A 5179-nucleotide genomic window follows, 5' to 3' on the forward strand; every position below is an offset into this window, starting at 1 on the left:
CCCATCACAGGGCAGACAGCTCCGGGGAGTTGTTCCTCGAGAACCACACAGTGGACGCAAACACTCGCACGCAACAAAAATGTTGTAGTAAGTCATCGGCCATTAGTACCAGTCAGCTCCACACATTGCTGTGCTTCCACATCTGGCCTATCAACCCAGTCATCTACTGGGGGCCTCCCACCCCCGAAGGGGCACGGATATCTCATCTTGAAGCAGGCTTCCCGCTTAGATGCTTTCAGCGGTTATCCCTTCCCGACGTAGCCAACCAGCCATGCTCTTGGCAGAACAACTGGCACACCAGAGGTCAGTCCATCCCGGTCCTCTCGTACTAGGGACAGGACTTCTCAAATATCCAACGCGCGCAGCGGATAGGGACCGAACTGTCTCACGACGTTCTAAACCCAGCTCGCGTACCGCTTTAATAGGCGAACAGCCTAACCCTTGGGACCAACTCCAGCCCCAGGATGCGACGAGCCGACATCGAGGTGCCAAACCATGCCGTCGATATGAGCTCTTGGGCAAGATCAGCCTGTTATCCCCGGGGTACCTTTTATCCGTTGAGCGACACCCATTCCACAATGAGGTGCCGGATCACTAGTTCCTGCTTTCGCACCTGCCCGACATGTCTGTCTCGCAGTCAAGCTCCCTTGTGCACTTACACTCAACACCTGATTGCCAACCAGGCTGAGGGAACCTTTGAGCGCCTCCGTTACTCTTTAGGAGGCAACCGCCCCAGTTAAACTACCCATCAGACACTGTCCCTGATCCGGATCACGGACCGAGGTTAGGAATCCAGAACGACCAGAGTGGTATTTCAACAATGACTCCACACTCACTGGCGTGAATGCTTCCCAGTCTCCCACCTATCCTACACAAGCCGTCCCGAACACCAATATCAAACTATAGTAAAGGTCCCGGGGTCTTTCCGTCCTGCTGCGCGTAACGAGCATCTTTACTCGTAATGCAATTTCGCCGAGTTCGCGGTTGAGACAGTGGAGAAGTCGTTACGCCATTCGTGCAGGTCGGAACTTACCCGACAAGGAATTTCGCTACCTTAGGATGGTTATAGTTACCACCGCCGTTTACTGGGGCTTAAATTCTCAGCGTCGACACCCAAAGGGCATCTAACCGGTCCTCTTAACCTTCCAGCACCGGGCAGGCGTCAGTCCGTATACAGCGTCTTACGACTTCGCACGGACCTGTGTTTTTAGTAAACAGTCGCTTCTCCCTGGTCTCTGCGGCCCTCAGAGCTCTCACTCCTCGGGCCCCCCTTCTCCCGAAGTTACGGGGGCATTTTGCCGAGTTCCTTAACCACGATTCTCTCGAACGCCTCGGTATTCTCTACCTGATCACCTGAGTCGGTTTAGGGTACGGGCGACCGTATTCGTCACGCCGGAACTTTTCTAGGCAGTACAGGATCACTCACCTTCGCCCCTACGGGATCCCCATCACGTCTCACCCTCATGGCCCCAGCATTACCCGGGGCCGGGCTGCACGCTTAGACGGACTATTCCATTAAGTCCGCGGAAGCTACCTCTCTGCGTCATCCCTCGCGCTGACCTACTACAACCTTGGTTCCCAGCCTCACCATCCTCCACACCCCGAAGGGCATGGGGACAACTCGGGTGGTTAGCATCAGCCGCCTCGGTATGGGTCCTCCTACGATCGGTTCGGGAATATCAACCCGATGTCCATCGACTACGCCTGTCGGCCTCGCCTTAGGTCCCGACTAACCCAGGGCGGATAAACCTGGCCCTGGAACCCTTGATCAATCGGCGGACGGGTTTCTCACCCGTCTTTCGCTACTCATGCCTGCATTCTCACTCGTACAGCCTCCACCACTGGGTTCCCCCGCGGCTTCGCTGGCTGTACGACGCTCCCCTACCCACCCCGGTCTAAACCGGAGTGACACAGCTTCGGCGGTGTGCTTGAGCCCCGCTAAATTGTCGGCGCAGAATCACTTGACCAGTGAGCTATTACGCACTCTTTCAAGGGTGGCTGCTTCTAAGCCAACCTCCTGGTTGTCTCAGCAACTCCACATCCTTTTCCACTTAGCACACGCTTAGGGGCCTTAGCTGATGTTCTGGGCTGTTTCCCTCTCGACCATGAAGCTTATCCCCCACAGTCTCACTGCTGCGCTCTCACGTACCGGCATTCGGAGTTTGGCTAAGGTCAGTAACCCGGTGGGGCCCATCGCCTATCCAGTGCTCTACCTCCGGCACGAAACACGCAACGCTGCACCTAAATGCATTTCGGGGAGAACCAGCTATCACGAAGTTTGATTGGCCTTTCACCCCTATCCACAGGTCATCCCCTCCATTTTCAACTGAAGTGGGTTCGCGCCTCCACGCGGTCTTACCCGCGCTTCACACTGCCCATGGATAGATCACTTCGCTTCGGGTCTAGAGCCGGCGACTGAACGCCCCGTTCAGACTCGCTTTCGCTACGGCTACCCCACACGGGTTAACCTCGCCACCGACCACTAACTCGCAGGCTCATTCTTCAAAAGGCACGCCGTCACCCCTAAAGGCTCCGACGGATTGTAAGCACACGGTTTCAGGTACTATTTCACTCCCCTCCCGGGGTGCTTTTCACCTTTCCCTCACGGTACTTGTCCGCTATCGGTCAAGAGGTAGTATTCAGGCTTACCAGGTGGTCCTGGCAGATTCACACCGGATTTCACGGGCCCGGTGCTACTCGGGAACAGCGCCACGCCATGCAACAGTTTCGTCTACGGGGGTCACACCCTCTACGCCGTCGCACTCACCACGACTTCGACTACCATCACACGTACACGTCGATGAGCCGGCAGACCCATCAGGCACGTCCCACAACCCCTGACCTGCAACCCCTGCCGGGTATCACACAGACCAGGTTTAGCCTCCTCCGCTTTCGCTCGCCACTACTCACGGAATCACTATTTGTTTTCTCTTCCTGCGGGTACTGAGATGTTTCACTTCCCCGCGTTCCCTCCACACCACCTATACATTCAGTGGCGGGTACCGCGACATGACTCGCGGTGGGTTTCCCCATTCGGACATCCTCGGATCACAGTTCGGTTGTCAACTCCCCGAGGCTTAACGCAGACTCCCACGTCCTTCGTCGGCTCCTCTTGCCAAGGCATCCACCGTGTGCCCTTTAAAACTTACGGCAACACAAAGACACTTCGTGCTTTAAAAATTGCTTACAAGATGCTCGCGTCCACTATGTAGTTCTCAAGAAACAACCCCACACCCCCACACCCACCACATACAGCGGCGACCATGACGGGGAGGACCAGCCACACACCCCACACTCCCAGACCTACAGTCCAGGAAGCAGCGGGGCCGCGTGCAGCCTCACAACCCAATAGCGTGTCTCCACCTCGAACCACCCACACGAGCCCGTTCCAGACCTCCGAAGAAGCCGTACTGGGACACCGCCGTGAGCGATGAAGTGCCTATCCGTTGATGTTCCACCCTTGAGCAACCACCCCCACCACACTCGGGCAGGAAAATGGCCACCATACTTGGTGATGCTCCTTAGAAAGGAGGTGATCCAGCCGCACCTTCCGGTACGGCTACCTTGTTACGACTTAGTCCCAATCACCGATCCCACCTTCGACGGCTCCCTCCACAAGGGGTGGGCCACCGGCTTCGGGTGTTACCGACTTTCGTGACTTGACGGGCGGTGTGTACAAGGCCCGGGAACGTATTCACCGCAGCGTTGCTGATCTGCGATTACTAGCGACTCCGACTTCATGGGGTCGAGTTGCAGACCCCAATCCGAACTGAGGCCGGCTTTTTGGGATTCGCTCCACCTCACAGTTTCGCAACCCATTGTACCGACCATTGTAGCATGCTTGAAGCCCAAGACATAAGGGGCATGATGATTTGACGTCGTCCCCACCTTCCTCCGAGTTGACCCCGGCAGTCTCCTATGAGTCCCCACCATCACGTGCTGGCAACATAGAACGAGGGTTGCGCTCGTTGCGGGACTTAACCCAACATCTCACGACACGAGCTGACGACAACCATGCACCACCTGTGAACCAGTCCAAAGAAAGCCACATCTCTGCAGCCGTCCGGTCCATGTCAAGCCTTGGTAAGGTTCTTCGCGTTGCATCGAATTAATCAGCATGCTCCGCCGCTTGTGCGGGCCCCCGTCAATTCCTTTGAGTTTTAGCCTTGCGGCCGTACTCCCCAGGCGGGGCACTTAATGCGTTAGCTACGGCGCGGAAAACGTGGAATGTCCCCCACACCTAGTGCCCAACGTTTACGGCATGGACTACCAGGGTATCTAATCCTGTTCGCTACCCATGCTTTCGCTCCTCAGTGTCAGTAATGGCCCAGAGACCTGCCTTCGCCATCGGTGTTCTTCCTGATATCTGCGCATTTCACCGCTACACCAGGAGTTCCAGTCTCCCCTACCACACTCTAGCCTGCCCGTACCCACCGCACGCCCGAGGTTGAGCCTCGGGTTTTCACGGCAGACGCGACAAGCCACCTACGAGCTCTTTACGCCCAATAATTCCGGACAACGCTTGCGCCCTACGTATTACCGCGGCTGCTGGCACGTAGTTAGCCGGCGCTTCTTCTGCAGGTACCGTCACTCTCGCTTCTTCCCTACTGAAAGGGGTTTACAACCCGAAGGCCGTCATCCCCCACGCGGCGTCGCTGCATCAGGCTTTCGCCCATTGTGCAATATTCCCCACTGCTGCCTCCCGTAGGAGTCTGGGCCGTGTCTCAGTCCCAGTGTGGCCGGTCGCCCTCTCAGGCCGGCTACCCGTCATCGTCTTGGTGAGCCATCACCTCACCAACAAACTGATAGGCCGCGAGTCCATCCCCCACCGATAAATCTTTCCAGCCCCCATCATGCGATGGAAGCTCATATCCGGTATTAGCCACGATTTCCCGAGGTTATCCCGAAGTGAGGGGCAGGTTACTCACGTGTTACTCACCCGTTCGCCACTAATCAGACCGTGCAAGCACGGTCGTCATCGTTCGACTTGCATGTGTTAAGCACGCCGCCAGCGTTCGTCCTGAGCCAGGATCAAACTCTCCATGAAAAAACATGAAAAAATCCTGGCAAACAACAAACAACCAGCATATAACTGCTGTATCATCCGTTAAAATTTGCCATCAAAATAAATGGCATCAACAAACAGACACGCTATTGAGATATCAAGCAACACGCGCAC

2 rRNA genes are annotated in these 5179 nt (G+C 56.2%); both read right to left on the bottom strand.

Going from position 1 to position 5179, the window contains the following annotated elements:
• Positions 1-83: 83 nt before the first annotated feature.
• A 23S ribosomal RNA gene (locus CXH06_RS18220) occupies positions 84-3151 on the bottom strand.
• Positions 3152-3525: 374 nt separating this feature from the next.
• A 16S ribosomal RNA gene (locus tag CXH06_RS18225) occupies positions 3526-5047 on the bottom strand.
• Together the 16S and 23S rRNA genes form the textbook arrangement of a ribosomal RNA operon.
• Positions 5048-5179: the final 132 nt, after the last annotated feature.

It is taken from the genome of Brachybacterium sp. YJGR34 (assembly GCF_003347015.1).
GTDB lineage: Bacteria > Actinomycetota > Actinomycetes > Actinomycetales > Dermabacteraceae > Brachybacterium.